The sequence below is a fragment of the Mesobacillus subterraneus genome (assembly GCF_020524355.2).
GTDB lineage: Bacteria > Bacillota > Bacilli > Bacillales > Cytobacillaceae > Mesobacillus > Mesobacillus subterraneus_C.
Map to the genome: position 1 here is coordinate 225,811 of NZ_CP129019.1, position 21,944 is coordinate 247,754.

Annotated in this window: 16 protein-coding genes, 1 tRNA gene and 5 pseudogenes; 21 read left to right on the forward strand and 1 reads right to left on the reverse strand. The window is 45.6% G+C overall.

Annotation, left to right across the window (positions count from 1 at the left end; all coding sequences use genetic code 11):
- Nucleotides 1-6 precede the first annotated feature (6 nt).
- From hisB to LC048_RS01080, 12 genes and pseudogenes are all read left to right on the forward strand, one after another.
- Nucleotides 7-595, forward strand: a pseudogene (hisB, locus tag LC048_RS01025) (imidazoleglycerol-phosphate dehydratase HisB).
- 119 nt (nt 596-714) lie between these two features.
- The gene (gene hisH, locus LC048_RS01030; RefSeq protein WP_226601664.1) at nt 715-1,356 is read left to right on the forward strand and encodes an imidazole glycerol phosphate synthase subunit HisH; all 642 of its coding nucleotides are present in this window, start codon (nt 715-717) and stop codon (nt 1,354-1,356) included.
- Nucleotides 1,353-2,084: a 1-(5-phosphoribosyl)-5-[(5-phosphoribosylamino)methylideneamino]imidazole-4-carboxamide isomerase gene (gene hisA / locus LC048_RS01035; RefSeq protein ID WP_226601665.1), complete on the forward strand. Its 732-nt coding sequence runs from the start codon at nt 1,353-1,355 to the stop codon at nt 2,082-2,084. The genes hisH and hisA overlap by 4 nt, the downstream gene beginning before the upstream one ends.
- Entirely contained in the window at nt 2,084-2,842 is a 759-nt protein-coding gene (gene hisF / locus LC048_RS01040; RefSeq protein WP_226601666.1) for an imidazole glycerol phosphate synthase subunit HisF, read from the forward strand. Before hisA ends, hisF begins: the two co-directional genes overlap by 1 nt.
- Nucleotides 2,839-3,534, forward strand: coding sequence for a bifunctional phosphoribosyl-AMP cyclohydrolase/phosphoribosyl-ATP diphosphatase HisIE (gene hisIE / locus LC048_RS01045; RefSeq protein ID WP_226601667.1), 696 nt, complete (start codon nt 2,839-2,841; stop codon nt 3,532-3,534). The genes hisF and hisIE overlap by 4 nt, the downstream gene beginning before the upstream one ends.
- Before the next feature lie 640 nt (nt 3,535-4,174).
- Entirely contained in the window at nt 4,175-5,686 is a 1,512-nt protein-coding gene (locus tag LC048_RS01050) for a tetratricopeptide repeat protein (protein WP_226601668.1), read from the forward strand.
- A gap of 288 nt (nt 5,687-5,974) precedes the next feature.
- On the forward strand, nt 5,975-6,925 hold the full coding sequence (trxB, locus tag LC048_RS01055) for a thioredoxin-disulfide reductase (protein ID WP_306049200.1): 951 nt from the start codon (nt 5,975-5,977) through the stop codon (nt 6,923-6,925).
- A gap of 534 nt (nt 6,926-7,459) precedes the next feature.
- Nucleotides 7,460-7,918: an NUDIX hydrolase gene (locus LC048_RS01060; protein ID WP_226601670.1), complete on the forward strand. Its 459-nt coding sequence runs from the start codon at nt 7,460-7,462 to the stop codon at nt 7,916-7,918.
- A 31-nt stretch (nt 7,919-7,949) separates the two neighbouring features.
- Nucleotides 7,950-8,843, forward strand: coding sequence for an RNase adapter RapZ (gene rapZ / locus LC048_RS01065; protein ID WP_226601671.1), 894 nt, complete (start codon nt 7,950-7,952; stop codon nt 8,841-8,843).
- Nucleotides 8,840-9,824: pseudogene (locus LC048_RS01070) on the forward strand (gluconeogenesis factor YvcK family protein). Before rapZ ends, LC048_RS01070 begins: the two are co-directional and overlap by 4 nt.
- Nucleotides 9,825-9,952: 128 nt before the next feature.
- Nucleotides 9,953-10,901 (forward strand): annotated as a pseudogene (gene whiA / locus LC048_RS01075) (DNA-binding protein WhiA).
- Nucleotides 10,902-10,923: 22 nt separating this feature from the next.
- Nucleotides 10,924-11,181, forward strand: coding sequence for an HPr family phosphocarrier protein (locus LC048_RS01080; protein WP_226601674.1), 258 nt, complete (start codon nt 10,924-10,926; stop codon nt 11,179-11,181).
- A 60-nt stretch (nt 11,182-11,241) separates the two neighbouring features.
- On the opposite strand, the gene clpP is transcribed toward LC048_RS01080, so the two are convergent.
- Nucleotides 11,242-11,847 (reverse strand): ATP-dependent Clp endopeptidase proteolytic subunit ClpP, encoded by a 606-nt coding sequence (gene clpP / locus LC048_RS01085; protein ID WP_226601675.1) that lies wholly within the window; start codon nt 11,845-11,847, stop codon nt 11,242-11,244.
- 368 nt (nt 11,848-12,215) lie between these two features.
- Here clpP and LC048_RS01090 point away from each other — a divergent pair.
- The 9 genes and pseudogenes from LC048_RS01090 (at nt 12,216) to eno (ending at nt 21,753) form a co-directional block, all read left to right on the forward strand.
- Nucleotides 12,216-12,287, forward strand: a tRNA-Arg gene (locus LC048_RS01090).
- Between the two features lie 469 nt (nt 12,288-12,756).
- Nucleotides 12,757-14,100 carry an RNA polymerase factor sigma-54 gene (gene rpoN / locus LC048_RS01095; RefSeq protein ID WP_226601676.1) on the forward strand — a complete coding sequence of 448 codons (1,344 nt, stop codon included), beginning with the start codon at nt 12,757-12,759 and terminating at the stop codon, nt 14,098-14,100.
- A gap of 103 nt (nt 14,101-14,203) precedes the next feature.
- Complete coding sequence (locus tag LC048_RS01100; RefSeq protein WP_226601677.1) at nt 14,204-14,464, forward strand: glutaredoxin family protein; 261 nt, start codon at nt 14,204-14,206, stop codon at nt 14,462-14,464.
- A gap of 123 nt (nt 14,465-14,587) precedes the next feature.
- Nucleotides 14,588-15,613, forward strand: coding sequence for a sugar-binding transcriptional regulator (locus LC048_RS01105; protein WP_226601678.1), 1,026 nt, complete (start codon nt 14,588-14,590; stop codon nt 15,611-15,613).
- 49 nt (nt 15,614-15,662) lie between these two features.
- Nucleotides 15,663-16,709 carry a type I glyceraldehyde-3-phosphate dehydrogenase gene (gene gap / locus LC048_RS01110; RefSeq protein WP_306049204.1) on the forward strand — a complete coding sequence of 349 codons (1,047 nt, stop codon included), beginning with the start codon at nt 15,663-15,665 and terminating at the stop codon, nt 16,707-16,709.
- Between the two features lie 88 nt (nt 16,710-16,797).
- Nucleotides 16,798-17,984, forward strand: a pseudogene (locus LC048_RS01115) (phosphoglycerate kinase).
- Nucleotides 17,985-18,147: 163 nt separating this feature from the next.
- Nucleotides 18,148-18,909 carry a triose-phosphate isomerase gene (tpiA, locus tag LC048_RS01120; RefSeq protein ID WP_226601681.1) on the forward strand — a complete coding sequence of 254 codons (762 nt, stop codon included), beginning with the start codon at nt 18,148-18,150 and terminating at the stop codon, nt 18,907-18,909.
- Nucleotides 18,902-20,442 (forward strand): annotated as a pseudogene (gpmI, locus tag LC048_RS01125) (2,3-bisphosphoglycerate-independent phosphoglycerate mutase). Before tpiA ends, gpmI begins: the two are co-directional and overlap by 8 nt.
- 12 nt (nt 20,443-20,454) lie before the next feature.
- A complete protein-coding gene (gene eno, locus LC048_RS01130; RefSeq protein WP_306049206.1) occupies nt 20,455-21,753 on the forward strand; it encodes a phosphopyruvate hydratase in 1,299 nt (432 codons plus the stop codon).
- The last annotated feature ends 191 nt before the right edge of the window (nt 21,754-21,944 follow it).

The window sequence follows — 21,944 nt, forward strand, 5'->3', positions numbered from 1 at the left end:
TGGCTCATGGAACGTACTTCAACGGTAAAAAGATATACGAATGAAACGAAAATAGACCTTGATTTTACCATCGATGGTGAAGGGACGACGGCACTCGAAACGGGTGTGCCTTTTCTTTCTCATATGCTCGATTTATTCGCAAAGCATGGCCAGTTTGATTTGAAAGTAGATGCGAAGGGCGATGTTGAGGTGGATGGCCACCACACAACTGAAGATATCGGCATCTGTATAGGACAGGCGCTTCGCGATGCACTTGGCGATAAAAAAAGGAATCAAACGTTACGGAAACGCTTTTGTCCCAATGGATGAGGCTCTGGCTCAGGTTGTCATCGATCTCAGCAACCGCCCGCACCTCGAAATGCGCGCAGAATTTCCTGCCCAGCAGGTTGGCACTTTCGATGTCGAGCTCGTACACGAATTCCTGTGGAAGCTGGCGCTTGAAGCAAGAATGAACCTTCATGTCATCGTCCACTACGGAAAAAATACACACCACATGATAGAAGCCGTATTTAAGGCTCTTGGCCGTGCGCTTGATGAAGCGACGACTATCGATCCGCGGATAAAAGGCGTGCCCTCGACGAAAGGGATGTTGTAAGTGGAGTTTCTCGTTCTAAGGTAGGGATGTTGTAAGGGAGCGGTAAAGCGTAGTACGCGTCGTAAGCGACGTTCTACCGAAAGAAAACCCGAACTCTGTAATAGGAAGGAAGTTAACTCATGATTGGCATCGTCGATTACGGCATGGGCAATCTGTTCAGCGTCAGCAAAGCGCTCGAACGGCTGAATGCGCCATACTTTATTTCACAATATAAGCACAATTTGATGGATGCAGATGCACTGCTCGTCCCTGGCGTCGGTTCATTCCGTGATGCAATGGATGTACTGGACCGTACGGGATTAACGGAAATGATCCAGGCGTACGCGGCAACCGGCAAGCCGGTGCTCGGAATTTGTTTGGGCATGCAGCTGTTGTTTGAAGAAAGCACAGAAAATGGCCTGACGAAAGGCTTGAACCTGCTGCCTGGAAAAGTGGAGCGTTTTACCGGACAGAGTGCAGAAGGGGAAAACTATAAGGTTCCGCATATGGGCTGGAACAAGCTTCGATTTACCGGAGATTCCCCTTTACTCACATCACTTAAAGAAGATTACGTATATTTCGTCCACTCTTATTATGTAAAAACGAACGAGCGGGGAGTCCTGATGGCCGTCTGCGATTATTATGATGTTGAAGTGCCGGCTATCGTGGGCAGGAACAATATCTTTGGGATGCAGTTCCATCCGGAAAAAAGCAGTGACATGGGAATGGCCCTGCTCCGTAATTTTGCCAACCTTGCAACAGAAAGGAAGACAGAAGAATGAAATTCACAATCTACCCGGCGATCGACATGCGCGGCGGAAAATGCGTAAGGCTGCTGCAAGGCGATTATGACAAGGAAACAATTTATGGGGATTCTCCTTTTGAAATGGCGAAGAAGTTCGCTGATGAAGGTGCAGAATGGATTCATATGGTCGACCTTGATGGTGCAAAGGATGGCAGGCGGGTCAACGATGGATTTGTCATCCAGGCAGCAAAGGAACTTGGCGTGAACATCCAGATTGGCGGCGGCATTCGCAGTGAAGATGATATCAATCACTATCTAGAGAATGGCGTCACTCGTGTCATCATCGGCAGCATTGCCGTTTCCAACCCGGAATTCGCAGAAGAAATGGTCAGGAAATATGAGGCTAGCATTGCAATCGGGCTGGATGCGAAAAACGGCTTTGTAGCGACACATGGCTGGCTAAACACTTCCGTAGTAAGTGCTGTCGATCTTGGCAAAAGATTTGCTGATGCAGGAGCAGAAACATTTATTTTTACCGATATCGCTACAGATGGCACGCTTGCTGGACCGAATATGGAGGCAACACGCCAGCTCGCTCAGGAAACAGGGAAAAACGTCATTGCTTCCGGCGGTGTCAGCTCACTTGATGATTTGGCCGCTCTTCGACAGATGCGTGAAGACGGTGTCAGCGGCGCAATCGTCGGCAAAGCCATCTACGAAGGGCGCTTTTCTGTAAAATCCGCACTGGAATGGGGGGAATCCTGATGCTAAGCAAACGGATCATTCCCTGTCTTGATGTAAAAGAAGGACGTGTCGTAAAAGGAGTACAATTTGTGCAGCTTCGTGATGCCGGCGACCCCGTGGAGCTAGCTCGCTTTTATGATGAGCAGGGAGCGGATGAGCTTGTTTTCCTTGATATATCCGCTTCCGTTGAAGGAAGGAAGACAATGGTCGAGGTTGTCCGTGAAGTCGCTTCAGAGCTGGCAATCCCGTTCACAGTTGGCGGCGGCATCAACACACTCGAGGATATGAAGAGAATGCTTCGCTCAGGTGCTGATAAAGTATCTTTGAACACCGCGGCTGTTAACAATCCGAAATTGATCAGTGAAGGCTCCGATTTCTTTGGCGCCCAGTGCATTGTCGTTGCCATCGATGCGAAATATGACCCAGAACTTGGCTCATGGCGGGTCTACACTCATGGCGGCCGAACGCCGACAGAGTGGGAAGTGATTGAATGGGCAAAAGAGGCTGTCCGCCTAGGAGCTGGAGAGATCCTTTTGACAAGCATGGACAGCGACGGCGAAAAGAAAGGCTTCGATCTGGCATTGACCCGTGCCGTGAGTGAAGCGGTCACTGTCCCGGTCATAGCGTCAGGCGGTGCCGGAAATGCTGACCATTTCGCCGACGCTTTTAACGAAGGAAAAGCAGATGCGGCACTGGCTGCATCGATCTTCCACTATCGTGAAACCTCTGTAAAAGAAGTGAAATCCCATCTCCGTGAAAAAGGAGTGACAGTACGATGAAGATAGAAGAATTGAAGTTTGATGCCAATGGCTTGATTGCGGCAGTCGTCCAGGATGCGGCAACCCGTGAAGTCCTGACTGTTGCATATATGAATGAAGAATCCCTGGGCAAGTCGCTTGAAACACGCGAGACCTGGTTCTACAGCCGTTCACGTCAGGAGCTATGGCGTAAAGGCGCAACGAGCGGCAACACCCAAAAAATCGTCGAAATCAAATATGACTGTGACGGTGACGCACTCGTGGTGCTCGTCAAACCTGCTGGACCCGCATGCCATACAGGTGCCGTCAGCTGTTTTTCAGAAAACCTGCTGGAGCGATCCACTGAACAGCTTGCATCACAGCATTTTTCAGAAAGCCCACTGGAGAATAACTCAGGTCAGCTCGCCTCATTGAGCGATTATGCCGTCATGCTCGAGCTGGAAAAAACAATTTCTGAGCGTGAGCAGGAAATGCCGGAAGGCGCATACACTACCTACTTATTTGAAAAAGGCGTCGACAAGATTCTGAAAAAAGTCGGAGAAGAGGCCTCGGAGGTCATCATCGCCGCAAAAAATCGCGACCCCGAAGAGCTGAAGTGGGAAGCAGCCGACCTGCTTTACCACCTGATGGTCTTGCTACAGGAACAGAAGCTTCCGCTAAAAGAAGTATTGTCCGTGTTGAATAAAAGGAAGAATCCCAGCGCAGAAGAATAAATTGTGCGCTGGGTTTTATTTTTGCCCAGATTTGCGGCTGGAAATTCCATGATCTTCGCCTCATTCGAACGATATTGCTCGGACCTCTTTGCGTATTCCCTGGTTTGGGAGCGATTAAGGAAAAAAATGCATTCTATTATGTAAGGAATCCTTAGAAAAAGGTTGCTGGAAAAATTATTCTCTTAACTAACCTCAATAATTGCGTGAGTCTCTGTACTAATTGCACAAGTATCTAGTTTAATTGCACAAAAATTTTCCAGAATTGCACACTCAGGAGCAATAATTGCGTAAATAACCAAATTAAGGTAAAAGTGTGATCGGGCTCCGGTAAAATTTTTTCGGAAAAGTGGCTAGTAAAATTATCCGGCTATGTGATTTTTCCATTTAGCAGCCAATTCTCTCAAAACCGCGAATATCAAAGGACCCCTTGATTATCAGTAGTAATCATGTGTCTTCAGAATTATTTAACCCGTTCACCAGGTCTGCGTCGACAATTTCAACTCCACACCTTCTCGAACCCTCCGTCCGTATGTTATACTACATTAGTTAAAGTTGCTTCGATCTAACACTGTATGTGTATTCTTATACAAACCTAAGGTTCAAAGGATATAGTTTTACTAAAATATAAATGGAGGATCACATGGGAAAAGACTCTAAAGCGATGAAGCAAAAAGGTCAATTGCTGTCATTTGTTCCTACTGGTGAATATTACTTCACCAAAGGGGTCAAGGCTTTCCACAGGCGGGACCTAAAAAAGGCTGAAAAGTATTTCCAGCGTGCGATGCACCTTGAGCCTGGTGAGCCGATGATCGTTTGCCAATTGGCGATCGTGCAGTCGGAGCTGGGTGAGTACCAGCAGTCTAACCGTCTTTTGCACTTGGTCCTCGAAGAGCTCGATGAAAACATGGCAGAATGTCACTATTTTTTAGCGAATAACTACGCCCATTTAGGCTTGTTCCGAGATGCGTTCAGGCATGCTAATCTTTATATGGAATTGAATGAAGATGGTGAGTTTGCCGAGGACGCAAGCGACCTGCTTGAGCTTCTCACGATGGAAGCAGAAGAGATGGATGAGGATTATTATGAAGAAGATGACCTGATCGTCAAACAGGAGGAAGCACGCAACCATCTGGAATCAGGCGAGTTTCCAAAGGCGATCGAGATTTTCCAGGAGGTCATCGAAGAGTATCCGGAATATTGGTCAGCCTACAACAACTTGGCGCTGGCGTATTTTTACCTTGGAGAAACCACCAAGGCTCGAGATATCCTGAATGATGTTCTCGAACAGAATCCCGGCAACCTGCATGCATTGTGCAATGCCCTTGTGTTCGCGCATTACGAGGGACAAGAGAAAGAGGGACAGGACCTTAAGGACGCTCTGGAAAAAATCCATCCGATCCACGTTGAACACCAGTTCAAGCTTGGCGCCACGTTTGCGCTTGTCGGCGAATACGAACTGGCTTACCGCTGGCTGAAGAAGCTGCAAAAAACAGGTTTTGAAGGTGACGGTGCTTTCTATTACTGGCTGTCTCATGCTTCATATTTTACCGGCAGAGAAAATACTGCACGGAATGCATGGAAAAAGGTACTCGAGTTCAGTCCTGAAAAAGAAGGAATGGAGCCCTGGGCAGATAAGCCGGGCGTCAAGTTCGAAACGCAGGTTTCAGCCATCCTGAATCAGTTGAACAGCGATTATACTGAGGAGCGCCTTTTTGCGCTATTCCTCACATCTGTATCCGCGAAAAAGAAGGAAATTCTTGCGGCGGAGACATCAACGGATAAAATGACCGAAATGGAAAAATCATACTTGGCGTATGTCACTTCAGGCAAGCTGAGCAGCAGCAAGGAAGAGGAAGTAAAGGGCGCGCACGAAACAGCGAAGCTCCTTTATGACCACCACCAGCCGATCGGCAAAAATGAAGCTGGTGTCTACATTATGTGGTTCTCAGTATTTGAGCAGGCAGCGCAGGCTGGCTATGACTTCAAAAACAAAAAAGCTTGGGCCGCAGCGGTTGATTATCTCTGGGATAAGCTAAGAAATATCAAGACATCAAAAGCAGCAGTAGCGAAAAAATACGGATTGTCCGTGTCTACGCTGTCCAAATATATAAGTTTGGCTAACGAGTTTCTTCAGGAAGAAGACAGCATCTAAAAGGGTAAACTAAGTCTGTGATCAGCAGACGAGGTTTACCCTCTTTTTGTTTCTGGATAAGAAAATATAAAACTTTTGCACTTAGATTAGTGTCTAGCTCCAGCGCTTTTCGGTGCTGCCCAATGCGCTGGTGCTATTCTTTTGTCAATTTAGTGAACAGGAACCTTTATTAAGCATATTTTTGGACTATGCGCCACTTGTTTTATAGGATATGTTTAGGCAGGAAATAATAATTTCGAATGAAAACCGAAAATTAGCGGATTATGATATTCAAAGGAGTTGTACACCATGTCAGAAGAGAAAATTTATGACGTCATTATCATCGGTGCCGGGCCGGCTGGGATGACTGCTGCTGTTTATACTTCACGTGCGAACTTGTCGACACTGATGCTTGAGCGCGGCGTGCCTGGCGGACAGATGACCAATACAGAAGAAGTTGAGAACTATCCGGGATTTGACCATATTCTTGGACCTGAGCTTTCAACTAAAATGTTCGACCATGCGAAAAAATTTGGAGCTGAATATGCTTACGGTGATGTAAAAGAAGTCATCGATGGCAAGGAATATAAAACCATCAAAGCTGGCAACAATGAATACAAGGCGCGCGCAATCATTCTTTCTGCTGGTGCAGAGTACAAGAAACTGGGAGTGCCTGGCGAGCAGGAACTTGGCGGTCGCGGTGTTTCTTACTGTGCGGTTTGTGACGGCGCATTTTTCAAAGGCAAAGAACTTGTTGTTGTCGGCGGCGGAGATTCAGCGGTCGAAGAGGGCGTTTACTTGACTCGTTTCGCTTCGAAAGTGACAATCGTTCACCGTCGCGATGAGCTTCGTGCGCAAAAAATCCTGCAGGATCGTGCATTTGCCAATGAAAAAATTGATTTCATCTGGAATCACACAGTCAAGCAGATCAATGACAAAGATGGCAAGGTCGGAAGCGTGACTCTTGTTTCAACACAGGATGGAGCTGAGCAGGAATTCGTGGCAGATGGTGTGTTCATCTACATCGGAATGGTTCCATTAACGAAACCATTTGAAGGCCTGGGCATCACGAATAGCAATGGCTATATCGAAACGAACGAGCAAATGGAAACGAAAGTCCCTGGAATCTTCGCAGCTGGCGACATCCGTGAAAAAACACTTCGCCAAATTGTGACAGCAACTGGCGACGGCAGTATCGCAGCGCAAAACGCACAGCATTATGTTGAAGAACTAGTGGAAGAATTAAAAGCAAAAGCATAATATACATGCCAAACCCGCTGGATCTGATTCAGCGGGTTTTTAAGGGTATTTCCAACAGAATGGTAAAAAAATCCCGTCTCGTCATAAATTAACAAAACGTAATTATTTATTAATTCTCCTGTAACAGTAGTGAAACAATCGTGGGGTATTATAGGAGTAGAAATTGACCCCCTTTTAAAAATATAATCCTTTGACGGCACAGGTTATCCTGTGCTCTTTTTTTTTACAAAAAAATGAAACAGGCTATAGCAGAGGATTATAACACCATTTCGGAACCCGTATTTTGATTCTGCATTTTCCACTTACTTCTTAACAAAAATATCATCTTTGTATTCATTGTGGCGAAAAACTAAAAATAGTATAATGGAAAGAATAAAAGTTGAGCAGATTTGCAAGACTGCTTGTTCAGATTATGCTGCTTTTTTTGATCTTGATCAGAATCGAGAAGCAGCTGCTACTTCTGTGTTAAATACGGCAAAGCATACAAAAAACTTTTAAAAGCCTAGTTGGCCTACATATAAAGAGGTGGATTGGATGCAGCGAGTGACGAATTGTGTTTTAGTAAAGGATGATAAAATTTTGCTGCTGCAAAAGCCGCGCCGAAATTGGTGGGTGGCTCCAGGCGGAAAAATGGAACCAGGAGAAACCGTGAAGGATTCATGTGTCAGGGAGTTTCGCGAGGAAACAGGGATTTATCTTCGCAATCCCCAAATCAAAGGGATTTTCACATTTGTCATCAAGGAAGACGATCAAGTCGTGTCTGAGTGGATGATGTTCACGTTTTACGCGACTGAGGCAGATGGCATCAATCTCGATGAATCAGAAGAAGGCACGATTTCCTGGCATGAGCTCGACGACATCAAAGACCTGCCAATGGCAGCGGGAGATTATCATATTCTTGAATACATGGTCCATGGACAAGGGATTATCTATGGCGCTTTTACTTATACACCGGATTTTGAGCTGATCAATTACAGGCTCGATCCAAATTGATAAATAACTTACATTTCAGGGGGAAAGAGAAATGAGTACTGGTTCAAGCACTGATACCCAGCTCGTGATTATAACAGGTATGTCTGGTGCGGGTAAAACTGTCGCGATCCAGAGTTTCGAAGACCTTGGGTTTTTCTGCGTCGACAACCTGCCGCCAACATTGCTGCCGAAATTCCTTGAGTTGATGAAGGAATCTGGCACGAAAATGAATAAAGTGGCACTCGTTATGGATTTGCGCGGCCGCGAATTTTTTGACTCTCTATTCAAAGCTCTGGATGATCTGGCTGAAACTTCCTGGGTGACACCGCAGGTATTGTTCCTTGACGCGGATGATTCCACGCTTGTGCGCCGCTATAAAGAAACGAGGCGTTCGCACCCGCTTGCTCCTTCTGGACTGCCGCTTGAAGGCATCCAGCTTGAGCGCGAGCTTTTGGAAGAGCTGAAGGGCAGGGCGCAGCTTATTTATAAAACAACCGGCATGAAGCCTAAGGATCTTCGTGAAAAAATCCTTGAGGAGTTCTCGGTAAACAAGAAGACGATTTTTACCGTTAATGTCATGTCCTTCGGTTTCAAGCATGGAATACCGATTGATGCCGACCTTGTTTTCGACGTCCGCTTCTTGCCGAATCCGCATTATATTGAACATATGCGTCCAAAAACTGGTCTCGATGAAGATGTGTCGACATATGTTTTAAAATGGAATGAGACTGCCAAGTTCCTCGAAAAGGTGACGGATTTGCTGGGTTTCATGCTCCCTCACTATAAGCGTGAAGGGAAAGCGCAGCTTATCATTGCCATCGGCTGTACAGGCGGCCAGCACCGTTCTGTTGCCCTGGCTGAACATATCGCCAAGTTTTTCGAAAAAGATTATCACACACGTGTGACGCACCGTGATATCGATAAAAGGCAGGGGCTTGTAAAATGATGACAGATGACCTTCCAAGAATCGTCATCATCGGCGGTGGAACCGGTCTCCCAGTCCTGCTGCGGGGGTTGAAAAAGCACCCTGTCGACATCACTGCCATCGTCACTGTTGCTGATGACGGCGGCAGCTCCGGCCGGCTGCGGGAGGATATGCATATTCCTCCGCCAGGTGATATCCGGAATGTCCTTGCCGCACTATCAGATGTGGAGCCGCTCATTGAAGAAATGTTTCAGCATCGGTTCAACACGGCCAATGAATTGTCGGGCCACTCGCTCGGCAATTTGATCTTAGCTGCAATGACGTCGATCACCGGCAATTTTGTCCATGCGATCCAAGAAATGAGTAAGGTCCTGAATGTGCACGGGAAAGTACTGCCCGCGGCGAACAGGAGCGTCATGCTCAATGCCGTGATGGAGGATGACAGCATTGTCAGGGGAGAGTCGAAAATCCCTTACTCCGGGAAAAGGATCAAAAGAGTCTTCTTGAATCCAGAAGGCGTAAAGCCATTGCCTGAGACGCTCCAGGCGATCAGGGAAGCTGATTTGATCGTCATCGGGCCTGGCAGCTTGTATACAAGCATCTTGCCGAATTTGCTTGTAAAAAGACTTGGCAAAGAAATATGCAAAGCAAAAGCACGCAAGGTGTACATCTGTAATCTGATGACCCAGGCAGGGGAAACGCATGATTTTGCTGCCAGTGATCATGTAAAAGCAATCTATGACCATATGGATTGTGCTTTTATCGATACAATCCTTGTCAACAGTGAGACCATTCCGCCGGATGTTGAGCTCCGTTATAAGGAAGAGCTTGCCCAGCCTGTCCATTTTGACCTTGACCGGCTGATGTCATTGGGAATTGAAGTTGTCCAGGATGAAATTGCTGAACTAGATGGCAATGTCATCAGGCATGATACAAAAAAAAGTTTCAGAAATTTTATATTCTATGATAATAGATGAAACCAAAAAGAGATATAACGCGTAGATATAGGATGCAAGCGTTTGTCTCTTTTGGGGCCTACAGTCTAAATGCAAAAATAAAATAAAAAGACAGCTGTCACGCTTGCTGATTTACAAAAGGGACAGCGGTGTATAAACAGGGGGGGTGAGAAGGTGTCGTTCGCTTCGGAAACAAAAAAAGGAACTCACGAACATTGACGTGAAGGGCTGCTGCGCTGATGCGGAACTGTCCGCTTTGATCCGGATGAATGGTTCCCTTTCCTTCTCAAATCGAAAACTCATCGTAGACATACAGACGGAAAATGCCGCGATTGCCAGGCGGATCTATACCTTGATCAAAAAAAGTTATCAGGTTCAGGTAGAGCTGCTGGTAAGAAAGAAAATGCGGCTGAAAAAGAATAATGTTTATATTGTCCGCCTTAAGGAATCAGCCAGGGATATTCTGGAGGATTTAAAGATTATTGGAGAAGGCTTTGAAATTATCCATGAAATTTCACCTGAATTGGTGAAAAAGAAATGTTGTAAGCGATCATACTTAAGAGGTGCCTTCCTTGCAGGAGGATCCGTGAACAATCCGGAAACGTCCTCCTATCATCTAGAGATTGCCTCTATGTACCAGGAGCATAATGACTCATTATGTGAGCTGATGAATACATTCGGGTTGAACAGCAAAACGCTTGAGCGAAAAAAAGGCTTCATCACCTATTTGAAGGAAGCTGAAAAGATCACTGAGTTTTTAACCATTGTTGGTGCATATAATGCGCTGCTGCGATTCGAGGATATCCGGATTGTACGCGACATGAGAAACTCGGTTAATCGTCTTGTGAATTGTGAAACTGCTAACTTGAATAAAACAATCGGCGCTGCACTGAGACAGGTGGAGAATATCCGCTTCATAAGGGATACCGTCGGCCTGCAAATTTTACCCGATAAACTGAGGGAAATCGCTCAGCTCCGTGTCGATTACCAGGATGTCACCCTTAAAGAGTTAGGTGAGATGGTAAGCGGGGGAGCAATCAGTAAATCAGGAATCAATCACCGGCTGCGTAAAATTGATGAAATAGCAGATAAACTGCGTGCCGGACAAATTACAAATAAATAGTGGGCTGGAGGAGGAATACTCAATGGTGGAAAAACAGGTGGAAGTAAAATTAAAAACTGGTTTACAGGCTCGACCTGCGGCATTGTTCGTACAGGAAGCAAACAGGTTCACATCCGATATTTTTCTTGAGAAGGATGGGAAAAAGGTAAATGCTAAAAGCATCATGGGATTGATGAGCCTTGCCGTCAGTGCTGGCGCATCCGTGAACCTGATCGCAGAAGGCAATGATGAAGAAGAAGCAGTGGAAAAGCTGGCAGAATATATCCAAAAAGAAAACTAAAAAGATCTTAATAACCAAAAAACTCGCTCCCGTTAGAGAGCGAGTTTTTAATTCGGATGATTATTTATCTTTCTTTTCTTCAAGAACGTTGCGAGTGATGATCTGGTCAACAAGACCATATTCCTTCGCGCGTTCAGCTGTCATGAAGTTGTCGCGGTCAGTATCTTTCGCGATGACTTCAATTGGCTGGCCAGTGCGCTCAGAAAGAATTGTATTCAACTTTTCACGAAGGAAAAGAATGCGCTTTGCAGCGATTTCGATTTCTGTCGCCTGTCCCTGAGCACCGCCCAGTGGTTGGTGAATCATTACTTCTGCATTCGGAAGGGCAAAACGCTTGCCTTTTGTACCAGCAGCTAGCAGGAATGCACCCATTGAAGCTGCCATACCGATACAGATTGTTTGTACATTTGGCTTGATGAACTGCATAGTATCGTAGATTGCCATGCCGGCAGTGATGCTGCCGCCCGGGCTATTGATGTAGATGGAGATGTCCTTTTCCGGATTTTCAGCTTCCAGGAAAAGCAACTGGGCTACGATTGAGTTGGCAACATTGTCATCGATTGCGCTTCCCAGCATAATGATGCGATCCTTTAGAAGGCGGGAATAAATGTCATAAGCCCTTTCGCCCCGATTCGTTTGTTCAATAACTGTAGGAATCAAGTTCATGTTTGTTTTCCTCCTTTAACGTAAAGATCTCTTTTTACTGCACTTTTTAAAAAGCTGGTCTGCCTCAATAAGGCAATTTCCTTCCTTTTAAAAAGGCAAATTGCAGGCTGGCATAAACTGGTTCGCTTGCCAGAACACCTATGTAGTTTTATGATACACGCATGGTCAATAAAGGTCAAACGAATCGCTTGATTAGCCTGCAGAAACTGTTCGACAATAATGTATATTCCATTTTACTGTACCGTATCCATCTTACCCAAGAATGTAATTTTTAAACAATAACAAGCGGTCGAGATCCCAAAAAATCATCCTTGCAAAGGGACCAATCTTACCCTATAATAGGTAAGCGTAACGCTAACTTCAAACATGCCCTCGTGGTGCAACGGATAGCACGTAAGATTCCGGTTCTTGAAATGGGGGTTCGATTCCCTCCGAGGGCGTCACTACTTAATGGAAATGGCTTTTGAGATTGCTCAGATAAAACTGTCCAAGTTTTGTCGGGGGTTTCTCGAAAGCCTTTTTTTATAAACCGAACTTTGATTAGTTTTTCCTTAAAATGGGAGAATCTGCAATTATCACTGATGTTTACGCAATTATGCTCTGGTATTGTGCAATTATCGGGTGAGTATGCGCAATTATATCCTCTGATAGTGCAATTATAGCGACTCTTTAAGAGAATAATTTTTCCAGTTGCTTTTTACTGGTTTTTTTCAAAAAAAACACTTTAAAATTGGTAGGTTACTTGATTCGCTTACCATTTGTCCGGGTTCTGTTCGGGTGATGAACATACTGTTGTGCCTGAATTGCTTTTTTGCCGATTAAACCCAAGCAGTTTATATGACCTATGCCAAATTCTTTCCATACACCAGAGCCTGTTTATCATGTAAAATGGATGAAGGGGTGATTTGGATGGATTTGAAAGCTGGTTTATGGCAAAAGCAGACATTAAAATTAGCGATGACTCAGGAGCTGACCCAGGCAATCGCGCTCTTGCAATACTCAGCCCAGGAGCTTGCGGCATTTCTTGAAGCTAGGTCAATGGAAAATCCCCTGATTCAAGTAGACTTTAAAAATATTACTCACTTTGATTCCAATATGGACCGTACGAGGAAGACAAGAACAAGGACGTTCGAACGGGACCAGAAAAACTTGATTGAGCAGGTCGGAGCAGGAGCGAGTGACACGCTTGAAGATTATCTGCTTTCACAATTAAACTTGCTAAAAGCTACTGCTGAGGAAAAATTGATTTTACATGAATTGATTGAAAATATAGATGAAAACGGTTACTTGACCCTCGATCGAGAAGGTCTAGTAAACAGATATCAAGTAGAACATGAAATTGTTGAATCTGCTTTTTTTAAACTTCAGTCGCTGGACCCGGCCGGTATCGGGGCTCATGATCTCAGGGAATGCCTGCTGCTTCAACTGACGAGGCAAAAGCGGACACCTGAAAATGAGTTGGCGATCACAATCATTCGTGATCAGTTCCTTCTATTTGCTGAGAAAAAATGGAAAGCGCTGGCGAAGATGCTGAATATCGATGTGAAAGACATCCAAAAAGTCCATGACAATATCCAGCAGCTTAACCCAAAACCGGGTGCATCGTTCCAGCGGGAAAAACCTGCCTATATCGTTCCTGACGTTGTGGTGAAACGCCAAGGGGATGAACTCTCGGTAAGTGTGTTCGATTCGCTGATTCCTAAGGTATCTTTTAATGAAGGGTACTTCCGCCAGCTATCTGGCCACAAGGATCCTGAATTGAACAAATTCCTTCAGGAAAAGCAGGGGGACTATCAGTGGATCCAGCGCAGTCTTGCACAAAGAAAGGAAACGCTCCAGAGAGTATCAATGAAAATTATTGAAAAACAACAGGATTTCTTTTTGATCGGACCTGCCCATCTGAACCCGATGACGATGAGGGAAGTTGCCGAAGAACTTGAAATCCATGAATCGACCGTAAGCCGAACAGTCCGTGAAAAATACATGCAGACACCAGCGGGCACTTACGAATTGAAATCATTCTTTACAAGTGCAATCCAGACAACCGAGAACGACCAGGCTTCCTCGCAAAAAGTAAAAGCAGCCATACAGCATTATATAAAAGAAGAAAATAAAAAGAAGCCCATTTCAGACCAGAAACTAGTGGAGATGCTAGAGGACAATGAAGGAATGGTCGTATCCCGAAGAACTGTGGCTAAATACAGGGACCAGCTAGGCATACCATCGTCTTCGAAGCGGAAGAGATTTGATTAAAGCTTTAATGGTAGGTAGTTTTCTGAAGCTGTAAATTGATTGTTTGAACAAAAGCCACAATGTATACGAAAAGGGTTTTGAAGTTTAGTCGAAGGAGATTCATATGAAGAAAACAGTTAAACTATACTCCCGCCCGCGCTGTCATTTGTGCGAAACAGCGCGAGAAATCCTGGAGGAACTCCAGCGAGATTGGAATTTTACAATAGAAGAAATCAATATCGACCTTGACGACGAGCTTGTCGAGAAGTATGGAATCATGATTCCTGTCGTTGAATTGGACGGTGAAGAGCTCCAATATGGTATTGTGAACAAAAAGTTCATAAGTGAAGCGTTTACAAGAAAAAACCTCGACTTTATTAGTTGAATAAGGTTTTCACTCCTGTTAGAATGAAATTTGTAGCAGGGGTGATTTTTTTTACCGCGAGTGGGACATAATATGTCTTAGCGGGACATTTTTAGTCCAGCTCTGGAAAAGGAGAATATCAACATGGACTTTTCGCTCATTGATATTCAAAAAAGAATATTACCCGATTTATTGCAAGTTATGCAAAAACGATACCTCATCCTGCAGTACATAAACGTGATGCAGCCAGTTGGCAGGAGAAATCTTTCAGTAAGCCTGAATTTGACTGAACGGGTTTTGCGTTCTGAGGTTGAGTTCTTGAAGGACCAGAATCTGATCTCGATGTCCGGTCAGGGAATGACACTGACCAAAGAGGGAAAAGATATACTGGAAAGTCTTGATAGTGTAATGCGAGACATTACGGGTATAGACAGATTAGAGCGCCAGCTGCAGGAACGCATGGGGATCAGGAAAGTGATTGTTGTCCAGGGGGACAGCGACCAGTCACCTTGGGTGAAAAGTGAGCTGGGACGCGCGACAGCACATAGTATGAAAAATCTTCTTCAAAGCAAAAATATAATTGCTGTGACCGGAGGATCGACTATGGCGGCTGTGGCGGAAATGTTGACACCAGATTTCGGCGAGAAGGATTTGCTGTTCGTGCCGGCAAGGGGAGGAATTGGCGAGGACGTCAAGAATCAGGCAAATACGATTTGCGCGATTATGGCGGATAACACGAATTCACGCAACCGGGTCTTTTATGTACCCGACCAGGTCAGCAGCGAAGTTTATAAAACCTTCATCAAAGAACCGCTGATTTATGAGGTCTGGAATTTAGTTAAATCAGCAAGCATGGTTTTACACGGTATTGGAGACGCTATTACAATGGCGGAACGTCGCAATACCAGCTCCGAGGATTTACATAAAATCCTCGATGGAAAAGCAGTCGGCGAGGCTTTTGGCTACTATTTCAATGAAGCCGGGGAAATCGTTCACAAAGCGCTGACGATCGGTCTTCAAATGGCTGATCTCAAAAACGTAGGGGATGTCATTGCAGTTGCCGGCGGAGCATCAAAGGCTAAGGCAATCAGAGCCTATATGAAACAGGCACCTTCCTCAACCATACTGGTAACGGATGAAGGCGCCGCTAAAACATTGTTACAAGGGTAACACCTTAATATAAACAACACCTTTATAGGAATCAAAGGAGGAAATACACATGGCAGTAAAAGTTGGTATTAACGGATTTGGAAGAATTGGACGCGTAGTTTTCCGCGCAGCATTGAAGAACCCTAATGTGGAAGTAGTAGCAGTTAACGATTTAACTGATGCAAACATGCTTGCTCACCTTTTAAAATATGATTCAGTTCACGGAACTTTAGATGCAGAAGTATCTGTTGATGGCGATTCAATTGTTGTTGACGGCAAGCGTGTTAAAGTTATCGCTGAAAGAGATCCAGCTCAACTTGGCTGGGGCGACCTTGGCGTAGAAGTAGTAGTAGAATCAACAGGACGTTTCACTAAGCGTGCAGACGCTGCGAAGCACCTTGAAGCAGGCGCTAAGAAAGTAATCATCTCTGCTCCAGCATCTGAAGAAGATATCACAATCGTTATGGGTGTTAACGACGACAAATACGATGCAGCTAACCACCATGTAATCTCTAATGCATCTTGTACAACAAACTGCTTGGCTCCATTCGCTAAAGTTCTGAACGACAAGTTCGGAATCAAGCGCGGTATGATGACAACTGTTCACTCATACACAAATGACCAGCAAATCCTTGACCTTCCGCACAAAGACTATCGTCGTGCACGTGCAGCTGCGGAAAATATCATTCCTACAACAACTGGTGCTGCAAAAGCAGTTTCACTAGTATTGCCTGAACTAAAAGGCAAATTGAACGGTGGAGCAATGCGTGTTCCAACTCCAAACGTTTCATTAGTAGACCTTGTTGTTGAACTTGACAAAGACGTAACAGTTGAAGAAATCAATAGTGCATTTAAGCAAGCTGCAGAAGGCGACCTTAAAGGAATCCTAGGCTACAGCGAAGAGCCGCTAGTATCTGGCGACTACAATGGCTGCCCTAATTCTTCAACAATCGATGCATTATCTACTATGGTAATGGAAGGCAACATGGCGAAGGTTATCTCTTGGTACGACAACGAGTCTGGCTACTCTCACCGTGTAGTTGACCTTGTAGATTTCATCGCTAAAAGGCCTGTAAGCAAATATTGGATTAACCAACCATTTACGACTATAATGTAGTGGGATGAAAAGGGGAGCGGGGTAAATTCCCTCTCCCCTTTTTCTGCCTAATCGCGCATTGGCGCTATTCTGAAGGAGGTCTCTAGCCTTGAACAAAAAGACAGTAAAAGATGTGGATGTAAAAAAGGAAAACGAGTTTTTTGCCGCGTTGATTTCAACGTACCGATGAAGGATGGACAAGTAACGGATGAAACAAGAATCCGTGCAGCGCTGCCGACAATCCAATACCTGGTTGATCAGGGTGCGAAGGTCCTTCTGGCAAGCCATCTTGGCCGTCCAAAAGGCCAGGCTGTTGAAGAATTACGTTTGACTCCAGTAGCAAAGCGTTTGTCTGAGCTGCTTGGCAAGGATGTAAAGAAAACAGATGAAGCTTATGGTGAGTCTGTAAAATCCGAAATCGACAGCATGAACGAAGGCGATGTCCTGCTTCTTGAGAATGTCCGCTTCTATCCTGGCGAAGAGAAAAACGATCCTGAACTTGCAAAAGCGTTTGCTGAATTGGCAGATGTATATGTAAACGATGCTTTTGGAGCTGCACACCGCGCCCATGCATCAACAGAAGGCATTGCCAAGCACCTTCCAGCAGTTTCCGGCTTTTTAATGGAAAAAGAACTTGATGTTCTTGGAAAAGCATTATCAAACCCAGAGCGCCCATTCACAGCCATCATTGGCGGCGCAAAGGTTAAAGACAAAATCGGTGTCATCGACAACCTATTGGAAAAAGTAGATAACCTGATCATCGGCGGCGGACTTGCTTATACATTCGTAAAAGCACAGGGCCACGAAATCGGCAAATCTCTATTAGAAGAAGATAAAATTGATTTGGCTAAAAGCTTCATGGAAAAAGCAAAGGTGAAGGGTGTAAACTTCTACATGCCTGTAGACGCCATCGTAGCTGATGATTTTTCTGCTGATGCAAATTCAAAGGTCGTAGCGATCGAAGACATTCCTGCAGACTGGGAAGCTCTTGATATCGGGCCTAAGACAGCTGAAATTTACCGCGACGTGATTCAAAAGTCCAAGTTGGTCATCTGGAATGGTCCAATGGGCGTTTTTGAAATTGACAAGTTCGCACAAGGAACAAAAGCTGTTGCAGAAGCTCTAGCCGATGCTAGTGATACATATTCGGTTATTGGCGGAGGAGACTCTGCAGCGGCTGTAGAAAAATTCGGCCTCGCTGAAAAAATGAGCCACATCTCCACTGGCGGTGGTGCTTCCCTTGAGTTCATGGAAGGCAAGCAGCTGCCAGGCGTCGTGGCATTGAACGATAAGTAAGTTTTAGTATAGATTAGCAAGGCGGTGCCGCCAGCAGTGGTAGGGTGCGGATCCTGATCACTGCTGTCCTGTCGCTCTTTTAAGCCTTACATCCAGTGGGGATTTTTTAAATAAGTATTACAACGCTGTGTAAAATACAGCAATTTTGAAAGGAAGTGTCAGCATGCGAAAACCTATCATTGCAGGTAACTGGAAAATGCATAAAACGCTGCCTGAAGCAAAGGATTTTATCGAAAAAGTTAGCGGACTTGTTCCTTCAAAGGACAAGGTTGAATCTGTGGTTTGTGCTCCTGCTTTGTTCCTTGGACAGCTTGTCGAGCTAACCCAAAATTCGGACGTTGAAATTGGCGCGCAAAACATGCACTTTGAAGAGAGCGGTGCTTTTACAGGTGAAGTCAGCCCGAAAGCATTGCAAGACATCGGTGCAAATTATGTGATCATCGGACACTCTGAACGCCGAGAAATGTTCAATGAAACAGATGACACAGTGAATAAAAAGACTTTGTCTGCATTCAAATACAATTTGACTCCTATTGTTTGCTGCGGTGAAACACTAGAGCAGCGCGAAAATGGCGAAACAAACGAGTTTGTTGGCGGCCAGATCAAAGCAGCCCTTAATGGCCTGACAGAAGAGCAGGTCAAGCAAACTGTCATCGCTTATGAGCCAATCTGGGCGATTGGAACAGGCAAATCTTCTACAGCTGAAGATGCGAACGAAACTTGCGCGCACATCCGTAGTGTAATTGCAGAGCAATTTTCACCAGAAGTTGCTGAAGCAGTCCGCATCCAGTACGGCGGCAGCGTGAAGCCGGCTAACATCCAGGAATACATGTCACAGCCTGACATCGACGGCGCATTGGTCGGCGGAGCAAGCCTTGAGACAGATTCCTTCTTGCAGCTATTGGAGGCAGGTTCGAATGAGTAAACAGTCACCAACAGCTTTAATCATTCTGGACGGCTTCGCATTGCGCGGCGAACGGATGGGTAATGCCGTAGCCCAGGCGAAAAAGCCGAATTTTGACCGCTACTGGAACCACTATCCGCATGCGCAGTTAATCGCGAGCGGGGAAGCGGTTGGCCTGCCAGAAGGCCAAATGGGTAACTCAGAGGTTGGACACCTGAACATCGGTGCTGGCCGAATTGTTTACCAGAGCCTTACACGCGTGAACATTTCGATTCGTGAAGGCGAATTTGAGAAAAATGAAACCTTCCATGCAGCGATCAAGCATGCAAAGGAAAAAGGCACTGCTCTTCACTTGATGGGCTTGTTGTCTGACGGAGGCGTGCACAGCCACATTGAGCATATGTTTGCTTTGTTGAAGCTTGCTGCAAGCGAAGGCACCTTGAAAAGGTTTACGTCCATGGCTTCCTTGACGGACGCGACGTCGGACCGAAAACAGCGCCAGGTTATATTGAACAAACACTAGAAAAAATGAAAGAAATCGGTGTCGGTGAATTTGCGACGATTTCCGGGCGATACTATTCTATGGACCGCGATAAGCGCTGGGAGCGTGTGGAGAAATCCTACCGTTCAATGGTGTACGGCGACGGACCTACGTATTCAAACCCAATGGAATTGATCGAAGATAACTATAATAATGGGATCTTTGATGAGTTCGTTGTTCCATCTGTGCTTGTGCGCAAGGATGGTTCACCGGTTGCGACGATCCAGAACGACGATGCTGTGATTTTTTACAACTTCCGTCCTGACCGCGCAATCCAGATTTCAAACACTTTTACAAATAAAGATTTCCGGTCGTTTGACAGAGGTGAAGCTCATCCTGAAAATCTTCACTTCGTCTGCTTGACTCACTTCAGTGAGACAGTTGATGGTTATGTGGCGTTTGAGCCATCAAACCTTGACAACACGGTTGGTGAAGTGATTTCTCAGGCTGGCATGACTCAGCTGCGTATAGCTGAAACGGAAAAATATCCGCACGTGACGTTCTTCATGAGCGGCGGACGTGAGCAGGAATTCCCTGGCGAAAAGCGGATCCTGATCAACTCACCTAAAGTTGCGACATATGACTTGCAGCCGGAAATGAGTGCACATGAAGTGACGGACGCTTTAATCAAGGAAATCGAAGCGGATAATTTCGACGCGATACTATTGAACTTTGCGAACCCTGATATGGTTGGTCACTCAGGCATGCTTGAACCGACCATCCAGGCGATTGAAACAGTGGACGAGTGCCTGGGGCGCATCGTTGACCTGATTGTTTCTAAAGGCGGTACTGCGATCATCACTGCTGACCACGGAAATGCAGATGAAGTTGTGACGCTTGAAGGAAACCCAATGACTGCCCACACGACAAATCCGGTGCCTGTCATTGTGACGAAAGAAGGCGCAGAGCTTCGTGAAGACGGAATCCTCGGCGACCTTGCTCCAACTATATTAGAATTACTAGGTTTGGATAAGCCAGCAGAAATGACTGGAACATCATTAATTAAAAAATAAGGAGAGATTACTATGCCATTCATTACAGACGTATATGCACGCGAAGTACTAGATTCACGCGGTAACCCAACAGTTGAGGTAGAAGTTTTCACAGAATCAGGCGCATTCGGACGTGCACTAGTTCCAAGTGGTGCTTCAACAGGTGAATACGAAGCAGTTGAACTTCGTGACGGCGACAAAGGCCGCTACCTTGGCAAAGGTGTTTTAAAAGCAGTTGAAAACGTAAACGAAATCATCGCTCCATTCCTAATTGGCGAAGAGTTCAACGTTCTTGACCAGAACGGAATCGACATGGCGCTAATCGAATTAGATGGAACTGAAAATAAAGGCAAGCTTGGCGCTAACGCAATCCTTGGCGTTTCCATGGCTGTTGCACACGCTGCTGCAGACTACCTTGACCTTCCTTTATACCAATACCTTGGCGGATTCAACTCCAAGCAGCTTCCAGTTCCAATGATGAACATCGTGAACGGCGGCGAGCACGCTGACAACAACGTAGACATCCAGGAATTCATGGTAATGCCTGTTGGCGCTGAAAACTTCCGTGAAGCACTTCGCATGGGTGCGGAAATCTTCCACAGCCTGAAGTCAGTATTAAAAGAAAAAGGCTTGAACACAGCCGTAGGTGACGAAGGCGGATTCGCTCCAAACCTTGGTTCAAACGAAGAAGCACTTCAAACAATCGTAACGGCTATTGAAAAAGCAGGCTACAAGCCAGGCGAGCAAATCATGCTAGCTATGGACGCTGCATCTTCTGAGTTCTTCAACAAAGAAGACGGCAAGTACCACCTGTCTGGTGAAGGTGTTGTGAAAACTTCTGCTGAAATGGTTGACTGGTACGAAGAAATGGCTTCTAAATACCCAATCATCTCAATCGAAGATGGCTTAGATGAAAACGACTGGGAAGGCCACAAGCTATTGACTGAGCGCCTTGGCGGAAAAGTTCAGCTTGTTGGTGACGACTTGTTCGTTACAAACACGAAGAAGCTTTCCCAAGGGATCGAGCAAGGCGTTGGCAACTCAATCCTGATCAAAGTGAACCAAATCGGTACTTTGACTGAAACTTTCGACGCGATCGAAATGGCACAGCGCGCAGGCTACACAGCTGTTATCTCTCACCGCTCTGGTGAAACAGAAGATTCAACAATCGCCGACATCGCTGTTGCAACAAACGCTGACCAGATCAAGACTGGTGCACCTTCACGTACAGACCGCGTAGCGAAGTACAACCAGCTTCTTCGCATTGAAGATCAGCTTGGCGAAACAGCTCGCTTCAACGGAATCAAATCTTTCTACAACCTTAAGAAGTAATAACTGCGGATCAACGCTCCGAAAAATAGGACGCCGGTAGCATGACGATGCTGCCGGCGTTTTTTATCGAATGCCAAGTTAACGTTATATGAGACTATGACGGACAGAAAATAGTGGAAAAGGAAAGAAAGTGTCCGTCATCAAGTTTATGACGGACAGAAATAGCGACAAAAGGGAAGAAAGTGTCCGTC